The following is a 24,976-nucleotide window of genomic DNA, read 5'->3' as shown; positions in this document are numbered from 1 at the left end:
GCTTACTTGATCTTGGCGAGCTCCGCCGCGATCTTCGCCAGCGTCTCGTCGGTGATCTGCCCGCCCGACATTGGCTGCAGGTCCTTCAGCGTCATCGCCTTGAACATGTCATAGGACGGGTGGCTGGTGATGCCCGGCAATCCGCCTTCCAGCGCCGCCTTGCCCGCCGGATCGGCCGCGATCGTCTCGATCGGGGTTTCCAGGCTGAGCCGCGACGCAGCCGCGGGCGTCGTCGCCGCAGCGTGCTGCGAATGGTCCATGTCCTGCGCGGCGGCAGGCAGCGCAACGGTCGACAGCGCGATCAGGGACAGGCGAAGGGCGAGGCGCATGCGAAAATCTCCGGTGCGGGCGCCGCGCGAGTCGCGGGCCCGGTTGCGCCGACACTGCCGCGCGCGCGGGCGCGCCGCAAGCGATCAGTTGACCCGGTTCAGCCCCGCGATCGTGCGGTCGACGAGCGCGCGATCGGCGTCGGCACCGTGATGGTCGGCGATGATCGTCGCCGCCGCCCGTGCCGCCGCATTGGCCGCGGTCGCACGGATATCAGCGATCGCCTGGCGCTCGGCCGCCGCGATCTTGTCCTTGGCGATGCGCCCGCGCCGCGCCGCCAGCTCGGCGGCATCCGCCTTGGCGCGCGTCAGCACTGCCGCCGCTTCCGCTTCGGCATTGGCCACCATCGCGGCGGTTTCCTGCTCCACATTGGCGATCTTGCGCGCATATTCGTCGCGCAGCTTCTCGGCTTCCTCGCGCAGCGTCCGCGCCTCGTCCAGCCGGTTGCGGATCGCGGCGATCTGGCCGTCCAGCATCCCGCCGATCAGGCGGGGCACGCCCTTCCACAACAGGATCGCGATGAACACCGCCATCGCCAGCGACACCCAGCCAGTGGGGTCGAGCAGCAGCGCAGTCGGCGACGCATGCGGCACTTCGGTGCCGGTCGAATGGGTGCCGGTCGAATGGGTTGCAGCTTCAGCCATGGATCACCGCCTTCACGGCGCCACGCGCCACATCCTCACTCACGGTCGCACCCGAAACGCGCGCGACGATATCGCGGGCGAGTTCGGCGGACAGCGCCTCCAGCTCGGTCGTGGCGCTCCGGGTCGCCGTGGCGATGCGCGCTTCGGCCTCGGCGATCCGCGCCTGGTGCTCGGCATCGCTCGCCTTCAGCAGCGCCTCGGTCTCCGCCGCCGCCTTGGCGCGGGCGTCGGCCATGCGCGCCTGAACCGCCTCGCGCGCGGCATTTTCCTGCGCCCGCCAGCGTTCCTCGACCGCGTCCGCCTCGCGGCGGGCGGCTTCGGCGGTGGCAAGGTCGCCGGCAATCCGGGCATCGCGGTCGTCGATCGTCGCCTGAACCTTGGTCACCATGCCCCGGCCGATCACCAGATAGGCCAGGCCAAAGGTCAGGATGAGCCAGAAGAACTGGCTGGCAAAGGTCTCAGCGATCTGGTCGATCTGCGGCATTCAGCATTTCCCGGACAAGCCGGGCCGGGATCGTCCCGGCCCGTGACGTTTCGTCGGCGCGCGTTACGCGACGAAGATCAGCAGCACCGCGACGACGAAGGCGAGCAGGCCCAGAAGCTCGGCGGCGGCGAAGCCGATGAACATGTTGCCCTGCTGGCTGGCGGCGGCCGACGGGTTGCGCAGCGCGCCTTCGAGGAAGGCGGCGAACACGTTGCCCACGCCCACCGCGGCGAGGCCCGCGCCAATCGCGGCGAGACCGGCACCCAGCAGCTTGATCGAATCAGCGTCCATTATAAACTCCTTGCGAAAAACCGTTGAAAGAAAAGCGAAAACTCGAAATCGTGGCGCGCGATCAATGATGATCGTGCAGATGCTCGGCATCGTTGATGTACAGCGAGGTCAGCAGCGCGAAGACATAGGCCTGGACGCCCGCGACCAGCACTTCCAGCGCCGATACGCCGACCATCAGCGCAAAGCTGGGGATGCCGACGATCAGGCCGGTACCCGCGCCGGTATTGGCCGCGTTGACGATGAAATAGGCCAGCACCTTCAACAGGATATGCCCCGCGGTCATCGCCACGAACAACCGCAGCGCCAGGCTGAACGGGCGCACCATGAACGACACGAACTCGATCGGCGCGACCAGGACGAGCACGGGCAGCGGCGTGCCCTTGGGCGCGAACAGGCTGAAGAAGCGCAGACCATGGCGGGCAAAGCCGACGATCAGCACGATCGAGAAGCTCAGGATCGCCAGCACGCCGGTGACGGTGAAATGGCTGGTGAAGGTGAAGGGATGGACCCCGAACAGCCCCAGCGGCAGCAGGCCGAGCAGGTTGGCGAACAGGATGAACATGAACAGCGTGAAGACATAGGGCAGGTACTTCTTGCCCGCATGCCCGATATTGGCGCTCAGCAGATTGTGGATGAAGCCGGTGAAGCCCTCCACCATCATCTGCCAGCGGCCCGGCACGACTTCGCGCTTCATGCCGCCCAGCATGAACACCCACAGGACGATCAGCGCCGCGACCATGAACGCCGCGCTGTTGGTGAACGCGATCTGCTGGCCGAACAGCTCGAACGCCCCGCCAAATTCCGGCTCGATCCGGAACTGCGACATCGGATCGATCTTGCCTGCTTCTGCCACTTCGCCGGTCTTCCCTTGGGCCTCTGCCCGATATGACGACCGCGGGTTACTCCGGCGGCCGGCTCGAAATCCGAATGATGTTCCTGAACGCGACGACGACCCCGAGGGCCAGCATCACGAGCAGCGCCCAGGGGCTGGTGCCGGCGAACTGGTCGATTACCCAACCGATCACCGCGCCACCGACCATCCCCCCGATCAGCTCGGCCAGCACGCGATTGCCCATGCGGTATTGCCCGCCCTCGGCCTCGCGCGCCGCCCCTGTTCTGACCGCCTCTTCGGTTCGTGCCCGCGCCAGGCGCTCGTCGAGCGCCCGCAGGCGGGCATCCTCCTCAAGGGGTTCCGGTCCGGGTTCGTTCTCCGCCATGCCTTCCTCCTGATCGTCCGGGAAACGCGAGCGACAGGGTAAAGAATGCCGGTCGGCGAACCCGCCAAGGCAGGCGCCGTTTAGGAATGCCGGGCGATCGAGTCAACCATCCCTGGGGAGGCGGCGGACGACCTGCCCCAAAGGCTAGTGAACCCAACGGCGCGGTCAAGGGGCGCGCGCGACCCTGTCGCCGCGCCCCCGCGCGCTCACACACAGCGTGCGTCACGCACCGGCGCGCCGGCGCCCCGCGTCTGCCAGCTGCCATCCGGCGCGCGATATTTCTCGCCCGGCGCCGTCTGCGCGATCAGGTTGCACCCGGAAACGAACGCCACCTGCTCGACGGTCGCGCCCTGCTGGGTCGCCAGCCGGGTATAGGCGGCCTTGCGCTTGATGTTGATGTCCTGGACGAGCGCGCGGACATCGGCGGACGCGGTGCCGACGATGCCCAGATAGCCGTCCTCCTGCTCGCCGACCAAGCCCTGGCTGCGCGCTGCCTGATAGGCCGGGTCGCGCTGCGCCAGCGCGGTGCCGGCCGTCGCCATCGCCGCCATCATGCCCGCGGCCAGGATCATCTTCAGTCGCTTGGTCATCAGAATATTCCTTGGTTCTGCTGGATCAGCGACTTCGCGTCGCCATCCAGTCGATACACCACGTCCTGCGTGATCTTGATGTTCAGGTTGATGACGATCGGCTTGTCCGGCGCATTCACCGTCACGCATCCCCCCGCCAGCAGCCCCGTCGACAACAGGGCCGTCACAGCGCCGACCCGTGGCGTCCTGCGCCAGCCTGCGCCTATTTCCCCTGTCCATCTCATCACGTCACTGGCTCCTCTCTGGCATGGCGTCGCTTTCGCGGGGCTGAACGTCGCGCGGCGCGTCCGGCACCGCATTCTGCTGCCGCTCGATCAGCTGCGGCAGGTTGCGCTCCACCAGCCGGCTTGGGTCGTAGAGCGACTGTACCGAATCGAGCAACTGGCGGAAGGGTGCGGTCACCCGCACGTTGAACACCAGCGGCAGCCGCGCCAGCCGCCGCGTCAGGAAGTTCGATTTCGTCCCCTCGCCCTGGCTGACCCCGGCAAAGCTGATCTCGGTCACCATCTCGCCCGCCAGCGGCCCGTTGAGGTCGAGCGTCAGCTGCTGATAGCGAATCGACTTGAGCGACTGGAACGCGAAATTGCCCCAGGTGCCCAGGTCTTCCTCCGACAGCTCGCCGACATAGGCGATGCTGCCGCCACCCTCGCGCACGGTCAGCCGGCCATTCTCGATCCGCCCGCCACTGGCGTCGAACACCATCGGCAGCTCGCCGTCGAACACGCCGGTCGCGTTGAGGTTCTTGAAATCGAACTGCTGGAGGAATCCGGCCGCGTTCACGCCGACGACGCGGAACGTCATCCGCCGGGGCAGCGCGGTCGAAAAATCGAGCACGGTCGGCTCGAGCACCAGCTCGCCGCCCGCAAACGGCCAGCGCCCGCCGTCGATCGCGACCCGCTGGCCCGACAACAGGCGATAGGTGACCTGTCCCCCGGTCACCGCGATGCCGGGATTGACCTGTGCCAGCGCCACGGTCTGGCCGGGCGCGGTCTCGAGCGCGAGCAGGTCGGTGAAGCGCAATTCGCCGCTTAGCCCCGTCACCGGGCCGAATGCCGCCGCCAGGTTCAGGTCGCGCGTCGCGAACACGCCGTCGCTGTCCACCCCGTCGGGCGACCAGCGGATGCGGCCGCGGCCGGTCACGACCCCCTCGACATCGGCGACGACGCCCAGCGCCAGCCGGGTCAGCGCGGCGGGCTGCAGGCCGTCGGTCGCAAAACGCACCCCCGGCACGTCGATCGCGGCATCGCCCGTGCCGGTGGCCAGGTCGTGGCGGATCGTCACATCGGCCACCTCGATCCCGGTCACGGGGCCGCTCAGCGTGCCCGTCGCCTCGATCCGGTTGCCCGCCATTGTCAGCGCGAAGTCGCGCGTCGCCACCGTTTCGAAGCGTCGCGCGTCGGTCGCGTCGTCGATCCGCATCGCGCCGGTCACATCCAGCCTGCCGCCCGCAAAGCGCCAGTCGCCCGCGGCCTGCGACATCGCCAGCGGCACCGCAGCGATCTGGCCCGTCCCGCCCGCGAAGCGACCCATCGCCTCGCCCCCGACAACGCGCCCCTCAAGCTCCGCCAGGTCCAGCCGCGTCACCCGCTCCGGCGCGCCCAGCCGCGCCGCGACGTCGTCCACGGTGAACGCCGCCCCCCTCAGCCCGAATGTCGCGCGCGCCGCCGCCAGCGTGACCGGCGTCGATCCGATCCGCCCGCTCAGCGCGACCCGGTCGGCCGCGATCCCGCCGCCGATCGCCCCGCCGCCAAAGCGCGCCAGCGCCCCGTCCACCGGGCACACGCGCAGCATCGCCGGGTCGAGCGTCAGCGCGGACACGACCAGCCGCTCGAAACGGGCGGGCACGCATTGCGGCCCGACGGTGAACAGTCCGCCCCGCCAGCTCAGGGTGACGGGCAGGCTCAGCCCGTCGATCCGCCCGCCCGAAAACGGCCCGCTCAACGTGGCGACGGTGCGCGCCGTCCCGGTGGCCCCGTCGATGCGAAACGCGATCGGGCGCAGCGCCAGCCGCGCGCCGCTGGCGGCATAGGGCGCCATGTCGGCAACGCCGCTGACCGCGCCGCTCGCGGGATTGCGCGTAAAGCTTACGACCGCATCCGGCAGGTCCCCGCCGCCCAGGACGACCCGCCCCGATGCCGCGATCGCACCCGATGGCCAGGCATAGCGCACGCCCTCGCCGCCGCTCAGCGACACGCTTGCCCCCGTCGGCGCGGACAGGCCGGCGCGGGCGATCGTCACCGCACCCGCATTTCCCCGTCCGGCCGCCGCCACGATCGCCTCGGCGGACACGCCCTGCGTGGCGCGCAGGAGCGCCGTGCCCAGCCGGTGGAGCAACGGCGCGACCGGGGTGCCCGCCCCCGCGCGCGCCAGTGCGGCGACCTGCTGGCGGCGTTGCGCGCCCGGGTCGATCCGCGCCGCCGACGCGCTGCCGTCGAACGCCCATCCGCCGCGGCCGACGCGATAGCGCCCGTCGATGCCAAGCCGCTCGCCGCGCGCGCCGGATCCCGCAAAGCCCGCCGCCATCAGCCGCAACGTGCCCTCGGTCCGCGCCGGCCCGCCCGAAAATCGCGCCGCGCCCGTGACGCCCCGCATCGCGCCCGCGCTGGCCGCCACCCTCGCGGCGCGAACGTCGGCGCGACCCTGCCAGCGGTCGAAACGGTTCCCCAGCACCGCGTCGACCGCGACCTCCGGCTGGGCGACTGCCACCCCCGCACACCCCGCCGCCGCGGCTCGCACCGGGCCAGTCACATGCGGTTCGCCGGCGTCGATCGCGACCGCCAGCGTCGCGCGGAGCGTGCGGGCGCGGCAATCACCGGCCGCCAGCGTGTCGGCGAACATCCCGGCCCGGCCGCGAAAGCCGTCGCGCACGCGCCCCGCGCCGGTCATCGCGATGCCGATCCGGCCATAGGGCGTGTCGAGCCGGATGCGCGCATCCGCCACCGATATGTCGAGTGTCGGCAGTTCGATCGGCCGGCCGCTCGGCGCGGGTAGCAGCGCGTCGATCGCGCCCAGGCTGATGCGGCCGTCGCGCCACGCGCCGCGCAGCACGACACGGCCGGCGCGCACGCCGACGATCTCCGGCGTGCCGAAACGCACCCGCGTTTCGACTTCGACCCAGTCGGCGGTCAGGTCGGGGCGCTTCGGATCGCCGATGACGACATCGGTCAGCCGCTGGCGCGCAAAGCCGATGTCGCGGACCTGATAGCTCGCCTGCACGCCCGCGCGGACCAGCTCGCGCCGGATCAGCTCGTCGGCGATCGGACGACGCTGGGTCCACAGCCCCAGCCCCGCCGCCGCGACCAGCACCAGCGCGGCCGAAGCGGCGCGACGGCGGCGCGACCAGCTCATCCGGCGTCGCCGCACCCGTGGCGCGACGTCACCCGGCCCTTCGTCTTGTTCCGCCGTCACGCCGCATCAAACTCCCAACTCGCGCGGACGTTGCGGCGGCGACATCAACCGGTCAAGCGGCGCGATTGCGCCGTCCGCCCCGCCCGCGCTAGGCTCGCCTCCGATGCGCGACGATCCGCCTTCCGCGACCGACCATGCCGCCGGCCACCGCGCACGGCTGCGCGGGCGGCTGCTCGATCATGGCGGCGACGCGCTGCTCGACCATGAGCTGATCGAATATCTGCTCGCGCTCGCCATCCCCCGGCGTGACACCAAGCCGCTGGCCAAGGCGCTGCTCGCCGAATTCGGCGGCATTGCCGGGCTGCTGAGCGCCGATGGCGTCGCGCTCCAGCGCGTGCCCGGCATGGGCGAGACCAGCGCCGCCGCGCTCAAGGTCGCGCATGCCGCGGCGCTGCGCCTGCTCAAGGCTTCGACCGCCGAGCGCCCGGTCCTGGCGAACTGGCAGGCCCTGCTCGATTATCTCCATGCCGACATGGCGCATCATGCGATCGAGCGGTTCCGCGTCCTTCACCTCAACACCCGCAACATGCTGATCCGCGACGAACTGATGAGCGAGGGCTCGATCGACGAGGCCCCGGTCTATGTCCGCGAGGTGATCCGCCGCGCGATCGATTTCGGGTCGGCGGCACTGATCCTGGTGCACAATCACCCGAGCGGCGATCCGACGCCCAGCCGCGCCGACATCGACCTGACCCGCCGCATCGCCGACGCCGCCAGGCCGCTCGGCATCACGCTCCACGATCACCTGATCGTCGGCGCGTCGGGCCATTCCAGCCTGCGCACGCTCGGCCTGCTCTGATCGGGCCGAACGGAGCCCCGGTGCCCGAACACTGGCTGGGCGCAACCGCGGGCGCACGCCAATCCCGACGCACATGACAAAAACGTACCGCCGGGGCGTAAACCCCGGCGGCACACCGTAGAACTCCCGGAGGGGGGAGAAGGATGGATTACGAAGCCTGACCCTTGCTCAGAAAGCTGGTCAGCTCCGCCTTGGTCACCGTGCTCGACTTGTCGGCATCGGCTGAGGCGAACGCCTGGCCGGTCCAGGTCTTGACTTCGGCCGACTGCGCATTGACGCCGGGCTCGCTCGCGGTGCGCAGCGCCACCATCCACGCGCCGAATTCTTCCTGGTTCAGGTCACTCGACGAATCCTTGTCATAGGTCGGAAACTCGGTTTCGACGATCTGCGCGATCTGGTCCGGACCCGCGGCCTGCGCGGTCGCCGACGTCTGTGCGCTTGTGCTGTCGGCCGTGGTCGGGGCGGCCGGTGCGTTCTGCTGCGCGGGCGCGGTCGACTCGGTCGCGGGCGACTGGGTGGCGGTATCCTGGGTGGTCGTGTCCTGGGCGAGCGCCGGGGCGGCAACCAGCGCCGCGCTGGCGAGAATAAGGGTCTTAAGCATTGTAAATACTCCAGATTTTTACGACAGGTCGTCCGGGATCTGTCCATGCTTCCCGACGCGACGTGCCCAAATGCAACAGCTCAGGATTTTCTTCGTTCCCCTGGAACCAAGTTGAACCGACCGCTCATCCTTGATACCGCGCGCCTCGTCCCGGATCCGGGGCCTATCTGCGGTGAGACGATTGCCGTCCCCGCCCCCGCGAACGAAAGAGCCCGCATGGTTCCCCGCTATTCCCGCCCGGCCATGGCCGCGATCTGGTCGCCCGAAGCCAGGTTCCGCATCTGGTTCGAGATCGAGTCGCACGCAACCGATGCGCTCGCCGAACTGGGCGTCGTGCCGCGCGAAGCCGCTGCCGCGATCTGGGAACGCGGCGCGTTCGAGGTCGAGCGCATCGACGCGATCGAGGCGGAGGTGAAGCACGACGTCATCGCCTTCCTGACCAACGTTGCCGAACATGTCGGCCCCGAAGCGCGCTTCATGCACCAGGGGATGACCAGCTCCGACGTGCTCGACACCTGTCTGGCGGTCCAGCTGGCGCGTGCCGCCGACCTCTTGATCGACGATCTCGACCAGCTGCTCGCGGTGCTCAAGCGCCGCGCCTATGAGCACAAGCTCACCCCCACGATCGGGCGCAGCCACGGCATCCACGCCGAACCCGTCACCTTCGGCCTCAAGCTCGCTCAGGCCTATGCCGAGTTCGACCGCAACCGCGCCCGCCTGGTCGCCGCACGCGCCGACGTCGCGACCTGCGCGATCTCCGGCGCGGTCGGCACCTTCGCCAATATCGACCCGCGCGTCGAAGCGCATGTCGCCGCCAAGATGGGACTCGGCATCGAACCCGTCTCGACCCAGGTGATCCCGCGCGATCGCCACGCGATGTTCTTCGCCACGCTTGGCGTCATCGCCAGCTCGATCGAGCGGCTGGCGACCGAAATCCGCCACCTCCAGCGCACCGAAGTGCTCGAGGCGGAGGAATATTTCTCGCCGGGGCAAAAGGGTTCGTCGGCGATGCCGCACAAGCGCAACCCGGTGCTGACCGAGAACCTGACCGGCCTCGCCCGCATGGTCCGCGGCTATGTGACGCCTGCGCTGGAGAATGTCGCACTGTGGCACGAGCGTGACATCAGCCACTCCTCGGTCGAACGCTATATCGGCCCGGATGCGACCATCACCCTCGACTTCGCGCTCGCCCGGCTGACCGGGGTGATGGACAGGCTCGTCGTCTATCCCGAACGGATGGAAAAGAATCTCAACAAGATGGGCGGCCTCGTCCACTCCCAGCGCGTGCTGCTCGCGCTGACGCAGGCGGGCGTCAGCCGCGAGGACGCTTATCGCCTCGTTCAGCGCAACGCGATGAAGGTCTGGGAAAGCGACGGCGCGCTGTCACTGCTCGACCTGCTCAAGGCCGACCCTGACGTCACCGCCGCGCTGACCCCGGCGGAGATCGAGGACAAGTTCGACCTCGGCTACCACTTCAAGCACGTCGACACGATCTTTGAGCGGGTGTTCGGCTGACGCAGCGGATTTGCCGCCGCAAATCCGCGTTTCAGCGTCAGCCCGGCCGGCGGCACGCAAGTGCCGACCGACGGCGTGGCTCCGCCACGCCGCGAGGCAACAGCCTACACTTGGATGATAACTGAATTGTCCCGCTCATCCTGACAGGCCGTCCGGGAATAGACATCGTTGCAAAATCTAGCCCATTCCTCCTCGTCACCCCGGCCTTGAGCCGGGGTCCCGCTGCCTGGTCCCGCGCGAGAAGGAGCGGGACCCCGGGTCGAGCCCGGGGTGAGAGTAAAAATGCCACCCGTTCCTTGATCAAATACACATTCCGAATCAGGCTCACAGCCTTAGCGGATCAGGGTGACACGATCTGACACTCGGCGCGGCTTGATACCCAGCAACCCACCCCTCACAAAGCCAGATGCAGGAACTGGTTGAACGCGCTCGCCCGATAGTCGCCGAACGCTTCGCCCTCGACGAACCCCCGCCGCCGGTACAGCGCCAGCGCCGGCTCAAACGCCGGACCGTTGCCCGTCTCCAGGCTCAGCCGATGGCAGCCACCGGCGCGCGCCTCGCCGATGATATGCTCCAGCAGCGCCGCCGCGACCCCGCGCCGCAAAAAGTCGGGATGCGTCCGCATCGACTTCACCTCGCCCGTGCCATCACCGAGCAACTTCAGCGCACCGATGCCGGCGATGTGCTCGCCCGACCACGCGCTCCACACCCGCACGTCCGGGCGCTGCAGCCCGGTCAGGTCGAGCGCGAACACCGCATCCGCAGGCGAGTTGGCATGCATGCCCGCCAGATGCAGCGCCAGCAGCTCGCGCGTCGCCGCACTGGACAGGTCATCGCGCCGGATCGTCAGTTCCGGCGACACCTTATCCCCCGACCGCGCGCTTCAACTTCTCGAAAAAGCCGCTCGACTGCGGGCATTCCTCACCCGTTTCGGTGGCGCGGAATTCCTCGAGCAATTCGCGCTGGCGGGCAGTCAGCCGGGTCGGCATCTCGACCTCCAGATGGACGACCATGTCGCCGCGCCCGCGCCCCTGCAGCACCGGCATGCCCGCGCCGCGATGGCGCACCTCGCGGCCCGACTGGGTGCCCGGCGGCACGCGCACCGCGATCGTCTGGCCGTCCAGTCCGGGCAGCGCGATCTCGCCGCCCAGCGCCGCGGTGGTGAAGCTGATCGGCGCACGCGCGTGCAGCGTCGTGCCCTCACGCTCGAACAGCTCGTGCCGCGCGACGTGGAGGAAGATGTAGAGGTCGCCCGGCGGTGCCCCGCGCGCGCCCGCCTCGCCCTCGCCCGACAGGCGGATGCGCGTGCCCTCGTCCACGCCCGGCGGCACGTTGACGCTCAGCGTCTTGGTCTTGTCGACCCGGCCCTCGCCGCGACAGCTGGTGCACGGATCGCTGATCACCTGGCCCTGGCCGTGGCAGCCGGGACAGGTGCGTTCGACCACGAAGAACCCCTGCTGCGCGCGCACCTTGCCCATGCCGCCACAGGTCGAGCAGGTCTTGACCCCGGTGCCCGGTCGCGCGCCCGACCCGGCACAGGCGTCGCATGCGCTGGAGACGTCGACGGTGATCTGGCGCTCGCGGCCGTGAAACGCCTCCTCGAGCGTGATCTCCATGTCGTAGCGCAGATCGGCGCCGCGCCGGGGGCCGCGCTGGCCGCCGCGCCCGCCACCCATGAACTCGCCGAACATGGTCTCGAAAATGTCGCTGAACGCGCCGAAATCCTGCGCGCCGCCGCCGGCACCGCCGCCATTCTGGAACGCGGCATGGCCATAGCGATCATAGGCCGCGCGCTTCTGCGGGTCCTTCAGCACCTCATAGGCTTCGGAGACCGCCTTGAACTTGGCCTCGGACTCCTTGCAGCCCCCGTTCTTGTCGGGGTGGTACTTCATCGCGAGCTTGCGGTACGCGCTCTTGATCGTGGCGTCGTCCGCGCCGCGCTCGCATTCGAGCAGCTCGTAATAGTCGATCTGGGTGGTCATCGGGGGAGCTCCAACAAACGCCCCTCGACTCCGCTCGGGACGAACGGCGGGTTAGAGCCCCATCCGTTCGGTTCGAGCGAAGTCGAGAACCGTTGCACCGGCCTTACGCCTTGTTGTCGTCCACCTCGGAAAACTCGGCGTCGACCACTTCCTCGGTCGGGCCGGTTTCGGCAGCGGCGGGCGAGGCTTCCGCCTGCTGCTGCTTGTCATAGATCGCCTGGCCGAGCTTCATCGCGACCTGCGCCAGCGCCTGCGACTTGGCGGTCATCGCGTCCGCGTCGCCGCTCTCGACCGCGCTCTTCGCGTCCGCGATCGCCGCCTCGATCTCGCCCTTCAGGCCGGCGTCGACCTGATCGCCATGCTCGGCAAGCTGGCGCTCGGTGGTGTGGATCAGCGATTCGGCGTTGTTCTTGGCCTCCGCTGCCGCGCGGCGCTTCTTGTCTTCCTCGGCGAACTTCTCGGCATCGCGCACCATCTGCTCGATGTCGTTGTCGCTCAGGCCGCCGGACGCCTGGATGCGGATCTGCTGCTCCTTGCCGGTGCCCTTGTCCTTGGCACTGACGTTGACGATGCCGTTGGCGTCAATGTCGAACGTGACCTCGATCTGCGGCACGCCGCGCGGCGCCGGCGGAATGCCGACCAGGTCGAACTGGCCTAGCATCTTGTTGTCGGCGGCCATTTCGCGCTCGCCCTGGAACACGCGGATCGTCACCGCCTGCTGGTTGTCGTCGGCGGTCGAATAGACCTGGCTCTTCTTGGTCGGGATCGTCGTGTTGCGGTCGATCATGCGGGTGAACACCCCGCCCAGCGTCTCGATGCCCAGCGACAGCGGCGTCACGTCGAGCAGCAGCACGTCCTTGACGTCGCCCTGCAGCACGCCCGCCTGGATCGCGGCACCGATCGCCACGACTTCATCGGGGTTGACGCCGGTGTGCGGCTCCTTGCCAAAGAACGACTTCACGACGTCGCGCACCTTGGGCATGCGGGTCATGCCGCCGACCAGCACCACCTCGTCGATCGCGTCGGCCTTCAGCCCCGCATCGGCCAGCGCCTTGCGGCACGGCTCCAGCGTGCGCTGGATCAGGTCGTCGACCAGCTTTTCCAGGTCCGCGCGGCTGATCGTCTTGACCAGGTGCTTGGGGCCGTTCTGGTCGGCGGTGATGAAGGGCAGGTTGACTTCGGTCGTCGCCGCGCTCGACAGCTCGATCTTGGCCTTTTCGGCGGCTTCCTTCAGCCGCTGCAGCGCCAGCTTGTCCTTGGTCAGGTCGATGCCCTCGGCCTTCTTGAACTCATCCGCCAGGAACTGGACGACCTTGCTGTCGAAATCCTCGCCGCCCAGAAAGGTGTCGCCGTTGGTCGCCTTCACCTCGAACACGCCGTCGCCGATCTCGAGCACCGAGATGTCGAACGTGCCGCCGCCCAGGTCATAGACCGCGATCGTCTTGTTCGAATCCTTGTCCAGGCCATAGGCGAGCGCGGCCGCGGTCGGCTCGTTGATGATGCGCAGCACGTCCAGGCCCGCGATCTTGCCGGCGTCCTTGGTCGCCTGGCGCTGGGCGTCGTTGAAATAGGCCGGGACGGTGATCACCGCCTGGGTCACCGTCTCGCCCAGATAGCTCTCGGCGGTTTCCTTCATCTTCTGCAGGATGAACGCGCTGATCTGGCTCGGCGAATATTCCTCGCCGCCCGCCTTGACCCACGCATCGCCGTTGCCGCCGCGCACGATGGTATAGGGCACCAGCTCGGTGTCCTTCTTGGTCACCGGATCGTCGAAACGCCGGCCGATCAGCCGCTTGACCGCAAAGACGGTGTTGTCGGGATTGGTCACGGCCTGGCGCTTGGCCGGCTGGCCGATCAATCGCTCGCCGTCCTTGGCGAAAGCGACGATCGACGGCGTCGTGCGCGCGCCTTCCGCATTCTCGATCACCTTGGGGCTGCCGCCCTCCATCACTGCGACGCAGCTGTTGGTCGTACCCAGATCGATCCCGATTACTTTTGCCATGGTTCCTCTTCGGCCCCCAGTGAGTTTGAAAAAATTGCACCCTGATCGCGCCCCGGATGGGAGTGGCGACGCGACCGTTCCACCGGCGGATATAGGTGGGGCATCTCTTGCCGCAAGATTGCGACACGCCTAGCTGTCGCGACATCTGTTCCAGCCCTGCACGGAGTCGCCGCCGGATGTCGCCCCGCTTCCCCCTGATCGCGCTGATGCTGATCGCCGGCTGCGCGCCCGCCGCCGACCCCGCCGGCAACGCAACGGCCGAAAATGCAACGCCCGACAATGCAACGCCCGACAATGCCGCCGCGACGCCGGCGGCACAGGCCGCGGCCGATGCCGGCGATGCCGAGCCTGCCCAGCCCGGTATCCGCGACGCCTGGATCCGCCTGCCCGCCATCGCGGGACGACCGGCGGCGGCCTATTTCACCATTGTCGGCGGCGCGGCCGACGATGCGGTCGTCGCGGTAACCAGCCCCGCCTTCGCCCGTGCCGAACTGCACGAGACAGTGGAGGAGAACGGCGTCACCCGGATGCAGATGGGCGCGCGCGTCCCCTTCACCGCGGGGGCGCGGCTCGATCTCGCGCCCGGCGGCCGTCACGTGATGTTGTTCGATCCCACCGGCGCGCTGAAGCCCGGCGGCACGGCCGAACTGACCGTCGCCTTTGCCAACAGCCCGAACGTGACGGTCAAGGCCGAACTGCGCGCGCCGTCGGGTCAGGCGACGGACCATGGCTCGGCGCATGGCGGCAGCCACTGATCGGACGTCGACAGGGGTCATGACGATCGAACGGCGTTGGTCCGAAACGCTGGCGATCTCGCATCCCTTCGTTCGGTTTTGAACCAAACCCCTTACGGATATTCACTGCACCTTCGACACCGACCGGGCGGCGCAAATCTGCACCGCACAACACGGGAGGTGGCGATGTCAGAATATATCGAGCTGTTCGAGGACAAGTCGCAGGACGTCAACCAGGCGGCGCTCAACGCCGATGAGATTTCCGAAGCGATCCAGCAGGATGTGCCAGTAACTGGCGACGAATTGCGGATCGAGGAGACGATCGCACGGGGATGGCGGGGCGTGCGTAGCTGCGGTGATCCCGCGCGACACAAGGCTGAACTCGAAGCCGCGATGAGCGGCTGGGTATCTGCCAAGTTGCTGGAATATGTAAACCTGCGGGTGCTGCGATATGGCCATGGCGAGGTCGACATCCGCTGGCGCAATGGGCGCAAACCCTTTCCCAGCAATGCGCGCTGGTGCACCGGGTCGCTCACGACGCGCGCCTACATCGTCTTTGCCGCCTGAACAGTTCCGGAGAGCGGCGAGCCCCACCTCGCCGCTCTCCGGCATTTCCGAACGGATGGCTTTGGTGCAGGCCGGTCGCGGTCCATCCAAAGGCGCACGGTTTGACATAGTGGTTTATCATTTTCGGGAAATGGCATAGGCGGCATCCGTGTCCACCCGACCGCTCACCGACGGCGAAATCGCGCTGGCCCGCGGGGTGTTCGGCGACGCGATCGATTATGGCCGCGCGCGCGTCGCCAATCGCAAATGGTTTCCGTTCCAGCCGCGCCGGGTAACGATGGCACCGCTCGGCACGATCCATTTCCACCCGGCGGGCGGGCTCTATTGCGACGATTTCGGCTGCGCGGGGCTGGATGCGCAGGGGCTGTTCATCCACGAACTCGTCCATGTCTGGCAGCATCAGCGCGGCATCTTCCTGCCCATCGCCCGACACCCCTTCTGCCGCTATGGCTACAGCCTCCGGCCCGGCTGGCGGCTGACGCGCTACGGCATCGAGCAACAGGCGGAAATCGTCCGCCACGTCTTCCTGCTGCGCCAGGGCGCCCAGCTTCCCGGCGCGCCACCGCTCGACCAATATCGCGGCATCCTGCCCTTCGGGTGAGGCGTATGAGGGCCGGCTGAGATCAACTTCGCCCGCTCAAGCCCCTCCCCTTCAAGGGAGGGGTTGGGGTGGGGGCTATCCACCAGGCGCTGCGTCTGACGCAATGTCCCATCCCTCTCTGCTCGGCAAAAGGAAGGGATGAATCAGCCCGAGCGCAAAACACCCTCAGGGCACCAGCCACCGCGAAGCCAACTCGCCCCCCGCCCACGCGAAACGCGCGCGGCGATGCCCGTGCGCGGACAGCCACAGCCAATCGAGCGTGTCGATCGTGACCCGCACCGCCGCGAATTGGTCGCGCGCGTGCGGCTGATCCTCGGGCGCCGCGATCGGCGCGGCAACGACGGTCCCCGGCCCGGGCGTGATCGCATAGCATGCCCGCCCCATCGGCGCGGTCCGTGCCCATGCGTCGTCCGCCACCGCGTCGTCGATATGGATCGTCGCCCGCCCCGCCATCCGCAGCTGGATCTTCGCGCCGGGATCATAACCGTGCAGCATGACGCGCGGATCGCGGCCCAGCTGCGCGAACTTGCCGCTGCGCCGGTCGGTATGGAACCGCAATCGCCGCTCGGCGGGCTCGAACGCACGCAGCACCACCGTCCGCACCTCGGGCGCCCCGTCCGCCGCCACCGTCGCCACCTGGATCGTCCGAAACGCGCTGCGCCGATCGACCACGCCCCGCGTCAACAGCTTGAACGCCTCGGCCAGCGTCAGGTCGAGGTCGTCGGCAAAGGGTGCGGGTGGCTGCATTGGATCGGACTGGCGCACCGCCGCGCGAAGATCAACCGCACCCTTCGCCCGCCCGCCCCGCCCGTCGCCGGACGGGGCGCGACCTCGCCTCAATAGCGCGCGGTGAACTGCACGCCGTAGAAGCGCGGCTCCGCCGGGATGAAGGTCGGGATGCCGAACGCGCCGCCCGTGTTGCCCGCGTCGAGCAGATAGTCCTCGTCGAACGCGTTGCGGATGAAGCCGGCGATCTCGTAGCGATTGTCGGCCAGCGTCAGGCCCGCGCGCGCGTTGACCAGCGTCACCGCATCCTGGCTGATCAGCGGATTGTTGGGGATTTCAAAGAAGATGCGGCTGCGATAGGTGACGGTCGGCGTTGCGAAGACGCTGACGCCGCCACCCAGCGGCGCGTCGATGGTGAAGCCCGCCGCGCCCTGGAATTCGGGCTGCAGGCGGAACCGGTTGCCCGCGAACCGGCCATTGGCCGGATCGTCGTCGATGCCGCCGTCGATATAGCCGAGATTGCCGAACAGGTTCAGCCACGGCGCGACGCGCACCGCTACTTCGGCCTCGACGCCGAAATTGGTCGCGTTGCCCGCGCTCTGCGTCTGCGCGATGCCGGTCTGCGGGTTGACGATGCTCACCTGGAAATCGGTATATTCCTGGTAATAGACGCCCAGCGTGCCCGACACCGGGCCGACCGACCCCTTCAGGCCGACTTCGTAATTCCACACCGTTTCCTCGGCGACACTCTGCACGCGCCGCGTCGGCAGGTTGGCCACGCGCACCGCATCGACCTGCAGCACCGGCGAACGGCGGCCCTTCGACACGGTGGCGAACACGTTCACGTCGTCGCTGAAGCGATACAGCGCGTTGAAGCGCGGCAGCACCGCCGAATAGCTCGCCTCGTCGCGATAGGTCAGCCCGCCAGTATCGACCTGGCCCGGGATCAGCGGCGCGCGGCTGATGACCGAATTGGGCACGGTTGCGCGAAAACCCGACTGGCGCTGCTCGATCAGCACGCGCACGCCCGCGGTCAGTTCCAGCGCCGGGGTGGGGATCCAGGTGCCATCCGCAAACACCGAATAGGTGTCGTTCAGCCCCTGATTCTCGAACACCGAGCGATAGGGGATCGCGGTCGCCGCCCCGCCGGTCAGGATGCGCGTCACCTGCGCGGCCGTGACGGTTCCGTTGGGCGCGATGCACGGGATGCCGGCGCCCGCCACCCGCGCCGCGCACTGCAGATACGTGCCTTCCTCGGTCGAGAACGGCACGTTCTGCACGCCGTCCTCATGGAAGTAATTCCAGCCGAACGACCCACGGAACTGGTCGCTGGCATAGGCGAAGCGACCTTCGTGGTTGAGCTGCCAGCCCGTCGCCAGCTCGGCGAACTCGAGGTACCAGGCAGCCGATCCGTCGGCGTCGAAGATTTCCAGGCTGTCGAACTCGCGGTAACCGTTGACCGTGGTGAAGGTCCAGCCGTCGGCAAAGTCCCACGCGGCGGTCAGGTTGACGTCGTACACGTCGCGGTCGAGGCCCAGCTTCGCCGCGCCCAGCGCGCTTTCGGACACCGGCGATCCGCCCAGGAATGCCGGGCCGAACGGGTTGGCCGGGCCCGCGGTGGTCGGCAGCGATCCCGAAATGAACGGCGTGCCGCTGTTGCGCTGGCGGTCATAGGTGCCGATCAGGTCGATGGTGATGTCCTCGCTCGGCGTGAAGCGCAGCGAGGCGCGGACGCCGACATTGTCCTGCGCGTACAGGTCGTCCTGGCCCGGCGCGAGATTCTCGACATAGCCGTCGCGCCGCTTCCACTCGGCCGCGACGCGCCCGGCGATCTTCTCATTGCCCAGGTTGATGTAGCCCTGCAGCAGCGTCTGGTCGAAATTGCCGAAGCCGCCGGTCAGCGACGCGGAAAAGCCTTCCTGCGGCCGCGCCGAGGTCAGGCTGATCGCCCCGACCGCGCTCGCGGTGCCGAACAGCGTCGCCTGTGGCCCCTTGATGACCTCGACGCGCTCCAGATCATAGATCGCCTGGTACGATCCGCGCGACCGCGAGATGTCGACGCCGTTGTAATAGAGGGTGACGCGTGGGCCCTGCTGCGCCGAACCCGAATCCGACGTGATGCCGCGGATGACGATGCCGGGATTGTTGGCGCTCTGTTCCTGGATGTTCAGGCCGGGGATGAAGTTGGACAGCTCGTCCAGGTCGTTGACGCCCAGCTCGCGGATCCGCGCGCCCGACACCGCCGAAATGGTGATCGGCACGTCGATCGCGCGCTGCTCGATCTTCTGCGCGGTGACGATGATGTCGTTGGCGTCCTCCGCCGCCGGGGTCGTGGCCGGCGCGGCGGTATCTTGGGCAAAGGCAGCGGGCGCGAACAGCGCGCTGGACGCGAGCAGCAGCGCGGAAATCGTGGCGATCTTGGTCATCTTGTCCCCCTAGGTTTCCAGGGGCCTGTTGCAGTGCAAGATTAAACAAGCGCGGCAATGGCGCGTCAGTTCGATGACAGCGCGTCGCGGCTTCGGGCCAGTTGGATCGGAGTCACGCGAAGGCGCGAAGACGCGAAGGGGAAGGCAGGGCTTTTTCTCGTGGAGACGCGGAGGGCGCAGAGACGGGATGCCGATTGCCGCGCAGCGGCTTCAGAACTCGTGGTCTGTCGGTCGCGGCTGACGCCGCCAAGAACGCACCAACTCCGCGTCTTCCGCGCCTCTGCGTGAACAATCTTCCCTTCGCGCCTTCGCGCCTTCGCGTGACTCCTGCTCCTTCTAACCCTTAAAAGTCGAAGCGCACCGCGGCGGAGATCGTCCGCCCGTTGATCGAACGTGCGCGCACGATGCCGTTGGTCGGGATCGTCCCCTCCTCCGCCTCGGTAAAGCCGCGCACGTCGAACAGGTTGTTGGCGTTGATCGACAGCTGTACCCGCTCCAGCGGCCGGAACTGGACGAAGCCGTTGACCTGGGTAAAGCCGGGCAGGACCAGCGCGTTATTGTCCTGGGCAAAGCTGTCGGTCGTGCCGATGACGCTCGCGCCGACGGTGAACAGCTCGGCGTCATATTGCGGCGTCACCTGATAGATGAACTCGGCCTGGCGGCGCGGGCGGTTGCCGACGACGCCCGGGTTGATCGCGTCGCCGGTGATCTCCGCATCGGTATAGGTGCCGCCCGCCGTGATCGAGAATGCGCCGACGCGATAGCTGCCCTCCAGCTCGACGCCATAGGCGCGATAGTCGCGGTTGAAGAACCGCTGTGTCGTCGCCTCGAAATTCTGCTCCTCGGTCTCGGCATAGAAGCCGGTGGCATAGAGCGCGAGGCCGCCGTCGCGATACTTCACCCCGGCTTCCGCCTGGCGGACGAAGTCGACCGCCGCCGAACTGTCGACCAGGTCGCCCGTCGCGGTGTTGATCGCCGGCCCGAACAGCAGCCGGTCGGCATTGGCGCGCGCGCCGCGGCTGTAGCGCGCAAAGCCCGAGAAATTGGACGCGAAGCGGTAATTCACGCCGAGCGAATAGCTGAGATAGTCGTAATTATAGTCGACCGGCGACGGGCTGCCGAGCGGGATGATCGCGGTGCGCCCCTCCGCGGCGGAGATGGTGCCGTCGCGGTTGATGTCGAACGCGGTCAGCCCCGATCGCCCGCCGCCCAGGTCCGCGCCCGCGACCGAACCCTGCGCGCCGCCGAAATCATAGCGCGCGCTCGCATCGACGGTCAGCGCCCCCGCCTCGAGGTTGAGCGACAGAAAGGGTGCCGCGGTGGTATAGTCGATGTCATAGCTGCGCCGGCAGCAATTGCCGAAATAGGCTGCCCCGAACGCAAAAAAGCCGTCCTGCGTCACCGGCGTGCCTGCCGCGTCGCGGACGTTGACCAGCGCCGCCTCGCCGTCGCCGCGCACTTCCAGCAGCGCCGACGTCCACAGCCAGTTGGTGTCGACCGTCTGGCGCGAGGCATAGAAGCCCGCCGTGCCCGTCACCCGGCCGAAACTGGTGTCGAAACCCTTGGACAGGCGGATGTCGTTGGTGATGTTGTCCAGGCTCTCCAGCTCGGTGTCGAACACCACGATCTGCGCCAGCAGCCCGTTGCCGTTGAGCGCGCCCGGATTGGTGATCGCCGCGCCGCCATTGGGACCGTTGGCATAGCTCAGCGTTGCGCCGGGTCCGCCAAGCGACGTCGCGATCGCGGACGCGCTGTCGACCGTCGCCGGGAAGTTCGAGATGAAGCGGCCCGATATGTCCGAGAAACGGAACCGCTCGGTCACTTCCCAGCCGTCGCCGATCTCGAACTGCGCCTCCAGCCCGATCGATTTGACCAGCGGCCGCTGGCCGTCGCGAATGTCGTTGACCGTCGGGTTGTTGTCGCCGTCCAGCGTGATGTTGCGCGTGAAATAGCGCGAATGCAGCGTGTCGTTGTTGATGCTGAATCCCGGCACGTTGGAATAATCGGGGTTGCCGTTGCTGCCCGTCACCCGCACCGGATTGGGCAGGTAGCCGATCGCGCGGTCGTCGAGATATTTGCCATAGACGCGGACATAGCCGCCGTCGAATTCCTTGGTGATGTTCGCCTTGATCTGGCCGCCCTTGTTGCCGTCATAGCCGGCGCGGCGCGGCCCCTCGCCCTGGCGATAGAAGCCGCCGAAGTGAAAGCGCAGCGTGTCCGACAGCTTGCCGCCATAGTCGAAATCGATGCGGTATTCCTCGTAATCCAGGCCGACCGTGCCCTGCACCGAACCGCCCTCGCGCTCGCCGGTCTTCGAGATGAGGTTGATGATGCCGCCCGGCGAGTTGGAGGCGAAGGTCGATGCCGATCCGCCGCGGATCGCCTCGACCCGCGCGACGTTCAGGTCGGCGCGCAGGAAGATGTCCGCGTTGCCGAAGGTGATGTCGCCGAACTCCAGCACCGGCAGCCCGTCTTCCTGCAATTGCAGGAACTTGGCGCCGCCCGACGCGACCGGAAGCCCGCGCACCGCGATATTGGCGTTGCCCTCGCCGCCCGAGCTTTCCGAACGGATGCCGGGGATCTGCCGGAACACTTCCGCCACCGATCGCGGTGCCGACTTGACCAGCTCGTCGCCCGACAGCGAGCTGACCGACACCGCGCTGTCCAGCCGGTTGGTGCCGCGCGCGACGCCGGTGACGACGATGTCGCCGCCATCCTGCGATGCGGGATCGGCGGCGGGATCGGCCTCCGCACCGGCGGCGGCCTCGGCCTGCGCCACGGCATCCTGCGCCCGCGCCGGCGTGGCGGCGACGATCAGCGCGAACGCGCTCGACGCGACAAACAGCTGTTTGGCCTTCATCCTCGATCCTCCTGTTGAAACGTCCGATTCGATCGGCTTCGAAACGCTCGGTAACACGACTGCAATCGATTGCAAAGCCCGAGAGGGATCATCTCTGCCCTTTGTTCCGTTGGGTGATCGAGCCAGACGGAATCGCGAACATATGTGCCCGAGCCTGGCGGACTGCCGGATCCGAACAGCAACACGATCCGCGACCCGGCGTGCGGGTCCCAAAATCATTTAGCGTCGCGAGCGCGCGGGTCGATGCGAATGGGCAACGGGGGTTTAACGTCGCCCATTCGCATCGGTGTCGCGTGCAGTCGGCGGCACGCGACTTGCGCGAAGCGCGGCACCGGCGCGGCCGCGCTCCGCCATGCGCCGTCGTCAGGCGGCGGGCAAGGATGCGACCGGCGCGATGACGACGAAGCTGCTGGCGCTCAGCACGGTTCCAGCCGCCAGCTGCGCGAACAGGACCGCCGCACCCGCACCATTTCCGTCGGCGTCGAGCCACAGGCGCCCCGTCGCCTGATCGTAGATCAGCCGGTCGTCGCCATCGGCCGCCGCCGTGCCGATCACGAACTCGCCGGCCGCGATCCCGTCCGCCGTGACGCTGCCGAAGATGTCGGAGGCGAGCCCGATCCTGTCACCGGCGGCAAAGTCCTGGATCGTGTCGACATTGCCGCTGCCGAGCGCGGTTGTGAACGCAAAGGTGTCGTTCCCGCCCCGTCCGATCAGCACATCGTTGCCGCCGCGGCCGTCGAGGACGTTGACCGTGTCATTGCCGACGATGGTTTGGGCAAAGCCGTTGCCGCGCAGCGTGAACTGCTGTGACGCAGCCGTGGCTGTCTGGTCGACCGCGGTCAGGACCTCGATCTCGGTGCCTTCGCGCAACTGATAGCTGGCATTGGCGACGACGATATCCGAACCCTGTCCGACATCTTCGCGCACGACATCGCCCTGCAGGAACACGGCGAACGTGTCGTTGCCGGCCAGGCCGATGAGCGTGTCGGGATTGCCCTGCCCGTCACCCGAACGGCCATTGATGATGTTGTCGCCGAAATTGCCGATGATCACCTGGGACGCGCCGTTGCCGACCAGGTAGAAGCTCTCCGTGCCCGCGTGCAGCGACGTCGAAAGCGTTTCGACCGCGGCCGTCGAATACAGGAAATAGCTTGTTCCGCTGGCATAGACGATGTCGTTGCCACCGGTGTCGTTGATCACGTCGCCGGTCGCGAACACGCGGTACGTGTCGTCGCCCAGCCCGCCGTTCAGCGTGTCCGGCGCGCCCGGTCCACCCGCCGAGAGGATGTTCGCCCCGTCATTGCCGTTGATCGTCTGCGACTGCCAGTTGCCGGTGACGTTGATGGGTGCCGTACCGGTATCCGCCGAAAGCGTCTCGACGTCGACACCGGCGCTGAGCACGAAGTTGGAAGCAGTGGATCGAATGATAATCGTATCGGCGCCTTCGCCGGCGAATTCGGTAATGGCGTCGTCGATGTTCTCAACAAAGTAGGTGTCGTCGCCAGTCCCGCCGATGAGGACGTCTGCGCTTGCACCGCCTTCGAGTGTATCGTTACCCGCTAGACCAGCCAAAATGTTTGGAATATTGTTCCCACGAATATTGTCGGCGAATGCTGATCCGTTCACGTTCACAACATACCTGATCTGGTCTCCGCCCGGCCCAACAGCAAAATTATCGAAATCAGTAAGCGCGATTGTAATGCCTGATGCATAATCAACATAGCCGACTGAATTCAATCCGGGACCGCCATCAAAAATGTCACCGGCGGGACCACTAATGAAGTAATCGTTGCCGGCACCGCCCTGCACCGAAACGGAACTTCCGCTGGACCTTATGGTATCATCGCCGCCTCCAGCATCCACAAACACTAATTCGGCATGCGTTCCGACTATGAGCGTATCATTCAGGTTGCTACCGTACAGCCTTCCTAGCGCCTCGAAATTTTGGATCGTCCCCCCTGCGAAAGTGATGCTGCCCGCTGCAGCTAGCCCGGTGCCATCGAAAAAGACGCCAGCGGGCGCTCCAGCCAATGACAAGACTAGCGTATCGTACCCGGCACCTCCGTCTGCATCATCGCCATATCCAACGGAAACAAAATCGTTGCCGCCGCCGGCCGTCAAGATATCTCGTTCTGCACCTATATCGTTCAAGGGCGCATACGTGTAACTGTCGGGGACATATTGCCCTTCTGCAGAGCCCAGCACGTCGTCACCAGCTTCGCCGACGATAGTGTCGGCCCCCAATCCTCCGAAAATAGACTCACCAGCACCCGATCCAGAGATACGATCATTTCCGCTGTCACCAAAGGCCACAGCGTTATACACCGCCTGCAAAGAAATCTCGTCATTGCCGGCGCCCCCACGTAAGGTTCCGTCGCGAGCAAAGATTACGTCATTTCCATCGCCCCCATCAACGAGAGCCCCGATCGTTGAGTTGCCTCGGGAGTCTATTAGGTCATCGCCAGCATCACCAAAATAAACTCCGCCATAACCTGCGTCGGTACCATCGAGTGTGTCGTTACCGTCGCCACCATAAAGGCCGGAATTTAGCCAACCGGTGTAATATGTAGCTAGCAATAAATCATCGCCACCACGGCCATATATATTTGTACCTGACGGGTAAGCTGTGTCTATCCCGACAATGAAGTCGTTAAAGTTACTACCCTCAATGTTGGACGTGTTTTGAATATTACTGATTGTGGTTCCGGCGATAACAATTGGCTCGTTACCAGCAGCCAGAAGAAGGCGAAAATCCGCCTGGACACCGGATGTTGCGCCTTGGAAAGAAATGGAAAGCCGGTTGCCGAATGCCCCAATGCCGCCACCGTCGATGGTGTCGCCGATCCCTGCAAAAAAGAAGTCGTCTCCGTCTCCACCGATCAAAGTGTCAGGATCGGCAAACACGTCCAGCGACGCGCCCACTGGCCAAAGCTGGTTTGGGCTTGCTTCAATGGTCTCCGCGAAGGAATAGAGCCGGTCGTCTCCCGAACCACCGGCCAACGAGTCCGAGCCCGCGCCGCCGATAATCGTATCGTTGCCACCGCTGCCGCTCAGGCTGTCGTTCCCGGCTCGTCCGTCAATTAGATCGTTCTCGGCTGCGCCGGTCAAAATGTCAGCACCATCGGCACCGGTCAACGTCACCATTGCTCTACTCCTCAACCCGCAGGGACACAGATAAATCACCCGCCGCGCGCGAACTTAC

Annotated in this window: 22 protein-coding genes; 5 read left to right on the top strand and 17 right to left on the bottom strand. The window is 67.0% G+C overall.

What is annotated here, in order from left to right:
- Positions 1–2 precede the first annotated feature (2 nt).
- The 9 genes from GO308_RS03515 to GO308_RS03475 all read right to left on the bottom strand — a co-directional run bounded on the left by GO308_RS03515 (position 3) and on the right by GO308_RS03475 (position 6,961).
- Entirely contained in the window at positions 3–329 is a 327-nt protein-coding gene (locus tag GO308_RS03515; protein ID WP_066669873.1) for a hypothetical protein, read from the bottom strand.
- 84 nt (positions 330–413) lie between these two features.
- Positions 414–971 carry a hypothetical protein gene (locus GO308_RS03510; RefSeq protein WP_240883822.1) on the bottom strand — a complete coding sequence of 186 codons (558 nt, stop codon included), beginning with the start codon at positions 969–971 and terminating at the stop codon, positions 414–416.
- Positions 964–1,455, bottom strand: coding sequence for an ATPase (locus GO308_RS03505; protein ID WP_066477392.1), 492 nt, complete (start codon positions 1,453–1,455; stop codon positions 964–966). Before GO308_RS03505 ends, GO308_RS03510 begins: the two co-directional genes overlap by 8 nt.
- A gap of 63 nt (positions 1,456–1,518) precedes the next feature.
- Entirely contained in the window at positions 1,519–1,746 is a 228-nt protein-coding gene (locus GO308_RS03500) for a F0F1 ATP synthase subunit C (RefSeq protein ID WP_066477390.1), read from the bottom strand.
- 61 nt (positions 1,747–1,807) lie between these two features.
- Positions 1,808–2,599, bottom strand: coding sequence for a F0F1 ATP synthase subunit A (locus GO308_RS03495; protein ID WP_066477388.1), 792 nt, complete (start codon positions 2,597–2,599; stop codon positions 1,808–1,810).
- A 46-nt stretch (positions 2,600–2,645) separates the two neighbouring features.
- Positions 2,646–2,963: an AtpZ/AtpI family protein gene (locus GO308_RS03490; RefSeq protein WP_066477387.1), complete on the bottom strand. Its 318-nt coding sequence runs from the start codon at positions 2,961–2,963 to the stop codon at positions 2,646–2,648.
- A gap of 206 nt (positions 2,964–3,169) precedes the next feature.
- Positions 3,170–3,553 (bottom strand): YdbL family protein, encoded by a 384-nt coding sequence (locus GO308_RS03485; protein ID WP_066669886.1) that lies wholly within the window; start codon positions 3,551–3,553, stop codon positions 3,170–3,172.
- Positions 3,553–3,720: a YnbE family lipoprotein gene (locus tag GO308_RS03480; RefSeq protein ID WP_240883821.1), complete on the bottom strand. Its 168-nt coding sequence runs from the start codon at positions 3,718–3,720 to the stop codon at positions 3,553–3,555. The genes GO308_RS03485 and GO308_RS03480 overlap by 1 nt, the downstream gene beginning before the upstream one ends.
- A 61-nt stretch (positions 3,721–3,781) precedes the next feature.
- Positions 3,782–6,961 (bottom strand): YdbH domain-containing protein, encoded by a 3,180-nt coding sequence (locus tag GO308_RS03475; protein ID WP_240883820.1) that lies wholly within the window; start codon positions 6,959–6,961, stop codon positions 3,782–3,784.
- A gap of 103 nt (positions 6,962–7,064) precedes the next feature.
- Here GO308_RS03475 and radC point away from each other — a divergent pair, with 103 nt between their 5' ends.
- Positions 7,065–7,760 carry a DNA repair protein RadC gene (gene radC, locus GO308_RS03470; protein WP_066477380.1) on the top strand — a complete coding sequence of 232 codons (696 nt, stop codon included), beginning with the start codon at positions 7,065–7,067 and terminating at the stop codon, positions 7,758–7,760.
- A 148-nt stretch (positions 7,761–7,908) separates the two neighbouring features.
- Here the strand turns inward: radC and GO308_RS03465 are convergent, their stop codons facing one another.
- A complete protein-coding gene (locus GO308_RS03465; protein WP_066477378.1) occupies positions 7,909–8,361 on the bottom strand; it encodes a hypothetical protein in 453 nt (150 codons plus the stop codon).
- Positions 8,362–8,577: 216 nt separating this feature from the next.
- Here GO308_RS03465 and purB point away from each other — a divergent pair, with 216 nt between their 5' ends.
- Positions 8,578–9,876 (top strand): adenylosuccinate lyase, encoded by a 1,299-nt coding sequence (gene purB, locus GO308_RS03460; RefSeq protein WP_240883819.1) that lies wholly within the window; start codon positions 8,578–8,580, stop codon positions 9,874–9,876.
- 394 nt (positions 9,877–10,270) lie between these two features.
- On the opposite strand, the gene GO308_RS03455 is transcribed toward purB, so the two are convergent.
- The 3 genes from GO308_RS03455 to dnaK form a co-directional block, all read right to left on the bottom strand.
- Positions 10,271–10,738, bottom strand: a complete 468-nt coding sequence (locus tag GO308_RS03455; RefSeq protein ID WP_240883818.1) for a GNAT family N-acetyltransferase — start codon at positions 10,736–10,738, stop codon at positions 10,271–10,273.
- Between the two features lies 1 nt (position 10,739).
- Positions 10,740–11,858 carry a molecular chaperone DnaJ gene (gene dnaJ, locus GO308_RS03450; protein ID WP_240883817.1) on the bottom strand — a complete coding sequence of 373 codons (1,119 nt, stop codon included), beginning with the start codon at positions 11,856–11,858 and terminating at the stop codon, positions 10,740–10,742.
- 103 nt (positions 11,859–11,961) lie between these two features.
- Positions 11,962–13,860 (bottom strand): molecular chaperone DnaK, encoded by a 1,899-nt coding sequence (dnaK, locus tag GO308_RS03445; RefSeq protein ID WP_240883816.1) that lies wholly within the window; start codon positions 13,858–13,860, stop codon positions 11,962–11,964.
- 176 nt (positions 13,861–14,036) lie between these two features.
- On the opposite strand from dnaK, the gene GO308_RS03440 reads away from it, so the two are divergent.
- The 3 genes from GO308_RS03440 to GO308_RS03430 all read left to right on the top strand — a co-directional run bounded on the left by GO308_RS03440 (position 14,037) and on the right by GO308_RS03430 (position 15,762).
- Positions 14,037–14,615: a copper chaperone PCu(A)C gene (locus GO308_RS03440; RefSeq protein WP_240883815.1), complete on the top strand. Its 579-nt coding sequence runs from the start codon at positions 14,037–14,039 to the stop codon at positions 14,613–14,615.
- 165 nt (positions 14,616–14,780) lie between these two features.
- Positions 14,781–15,161: a hypothetical protein gene (locus tag GO308_RS03435; protein WP_240883814.1), complete on the top strand. Its 381-nt coding sequence runs from the start codon at positions 14,781–14,783 to the stop codon at positions 15,159–15,161.
- Between the two features lie 148 nt (positions 15,162–15,309).
- Complete coding sequence (locus GO308_RS03430; RefSeq protein WP_066477364.1) at positions 15,310–15,762, top strand: vgr related protein; 453 nt, start codon at positions 15,310–15,312, stop codon at positions 15,760–15,762.
- A 165-nt stretch (positions 15,763–15,927) separates the two neighbouring features.
- Here the strand turns inward: GO308_RS03430 and GO308_RS03425 are convergent, their stop codons facing one another.
- The 4 genes from GO308_RS03425 to GO308_RS03410 form a co-directional block, all read right to left on the bottom strand.
- Complete coding sequence (locus tag GO308_RS03425) at positions 15,928–16,509, bottom strand: pyridoxamine 5'-phosphate oxidase family protein (RefSeq protein ID WP_066669904.1); 582 nt, start codon at positions 16,507–16,509, stop codon at positions 15,928–15,930.
- Between the two features lie 89 nt (positions 16,510–16,598).
- Complete coding sequence (locus GO308_RS03420; RefSeq protein WP_240883813.1) at positions 16,599–18,914, bottom strand: TonB-dependent receptor; 2,316 nt, start codon at positions 18,912–18,914, stop codon at positions 16,599–16,601.
- 343 nt (positions 18,915–19,257) lie between these two features.
- A complete protein-coding gene (locus tag GO308_RS03415) occupies positions 19,258–21,774 on the bottom strand; it encodes a TonB-dependent receptor (protein WP_240883812.1) in 2,517 nt (838 codons plus the stop codon).
- A 363-nt stretch (positions 21,775–22,137) separates the two neighbouring features.
- On the bottom strand, positions 22,138–24,918 hold the full coding sequence (locus GO308_RS03410; protein WP_240883811.1) for a hypothetical protein: 2,781 nt from the start codon (positions 24,916–24,918) through the stop codon (positions 22,138–22,140).
- Between the last annotated feature and the right edge of the window lie 58 nt (positions 24,919–24,976).

Origin of the sequence: Sphingomonas sp. SFZ2018-12, assembly GCF_022496715.1 — a bacterium.
In the GTDB taxonomy this organism is placed as follows: Bacteria; Pseudomonadota; Alphaproteobacteria; order Sphingomonadales; family Sphingomonadaceae; genus Sphingomonas.
Note: the sequence above shows the minus strand (reverse complement) of the source record. Positions and strands in the feature narration are given on the sequence as shown.

Coding starts and splice junctions, on each gene's coding strand:
- GO308_RS03515 (WP_066669873.1), bottom strand. CDS start 329: ATGCGCCTCGCCCTTCGCCTGTCCCTGATCGCGCTGTCGACCGTTGCG.
- GO308_RS03510 (WP_240883822.1), bottom strand. CDS start 971: ATGGCTGAAGCTGCAACCCATTCGACCGGCACCCATTCGACCGGCACC.
- GO308_RS03505 (WP_066477392.1), bottom strand. CDS start 1,455: ATGCCGCAGATCGACCAGATCGCTGAGACCTTTGCCAGCCAGTTCTTC.
- GO308_RS03500 (WP_066477390.1), bottom strand. CDS start 1,746: ATGGACGCTGATTCGATCAAGCTGCTGGGTGCCGGTCTCGCCGCGATT.
- GO308_RS03490 (WP_066477387.1), bottom strand. CDS start 2,963: ATGGCGGAGAACGAACCCGGACCGGAACCCCTTGAGGAGGATGCCCGC.
- GO308_RS03485 (WP_066669886.1), bottom strand. CDS start 3,553: ATGACCAAGCGACTGAAGATGATCCTGGCCGCGGGCATGATGGCGGCG.
- radC (WP_066477380.1), top strand. CDS start 7,065: ATGCGCGACGATCCGCCTTCCGCGACCGACCATGCCGCCGGCCACCGC.
- GO308_RS03465 (WP_066477378.1), bottom strand. CDS start 8,361: ATGCTTAAGACCCTTATTCTCGCCAGCGCGGCGCTGGTTGCCGCCCCG.
- purB (WP_240883819.1), top strand. CDS start 8,578: ATGGTTCCCCGCTATTCCCGCCCGGCCATGGCCGCGATCTGGTCGCCC.
- dnaJ (WP_240883817.1), bottom strand. CDS start 11,858: ATGACCACCCAGATCGACTATTACGAGCTGCTCGAATGCGAGCGCGGC.
- dnaK (WP_240883816.1), bottom strand. CDS start 13,860: ATGGCAAAAGTAATCGGGATCGATCTGGGTACGACCAACAGCTGCGTC.
- GO308_RS03440 (WP_240883815.1), top strand. CDS start 14,037: ATGTCGCCCCGCTTCCCCCTGATCGCGCTGATGCTGATCGCCGGCTGC.
- GO308_RS03435 (WP_240883814.1), top strand. CDS start 14,781: ATGTCAGAATATATCGAGCTGTTCGAGGACAAGTCGCAGGACGTCAAC.
- GO308_RS03425 (WP_066669904.1), bottom strand. CDS start 16,509: ATGCAGCCACCCGCACCCTTTGCCGACGACCTCGACCTGACGCTGGCC.
- GO308_RS03420 (WP_240883813.1), bottom strand. CDS start 18,914: ATGACCAAGATCGCCACGATTTCCGCGCTGCTGCTCGCGTCCAGCGCG.
- GO308_RS03415 (WP_240883812.1), bottom strand. CDS start 21,774: ATGAAGGCCAAACAGCTGTTTGTCGCGTCGAGCGCGTTCGCGCTGATC.
- GO308_RS03410 (WP_240883811.1), bottom strand. CDS start 24,918: ATGGTGACGTTGACCGGTGCCGATGGTGCTGACATTTTGACCGGCGCA.